The 263-nt window shown below is 44.1% G+C and carries 1 protein-coding gene; it reads left to right on the forward strand.

Annotation, left to right across the window (positions count from 1 at the left end; all coding sequences use genetic code 11):
- Positions 1 to 263: ribosomal protein S18-alanine N-acetyltransferase (gene rimI / locus CF394_RS11510; protein ID WP_094943809.1), on the forward strand; the 263-nt coding region annotated here is incomplete at both ends.

Here is a 263-nt window from a genome sequence, read left to right on the forward strand (position 1 = left end):
ATTCGTTTTATCATGAGCTGATGGAAAATCCGTATGCTCATTATCTCGTGATTGAAAAGGACGGCCATGTTGCTGGGTATTGCGGGATTTGGATTGTGATGGACGACGCCCAAATTACAAATATAGCAATAAAACCGGAGTATCGCGGCAAGTCTTTAGGAGAAGCGCTTTTTCGCTCAGCGATTGAACTGTGCAAAGAAAAAGGCGCAAGGCGGCTTTCGCTTGAAGTGAGGGTTTCTAATCATCCTGCTCAAGGTTTATAT

It is taken from the genome of Tetzosporium hominis, assembly GCF_002265435.1.
Classification (GTDB): domain Bacteria; phylum Bacillota; class Bacilli; order Bacillales_A; family Planococcaceae; genus Chryseomicrobium; species Chryseomicrobium hominis.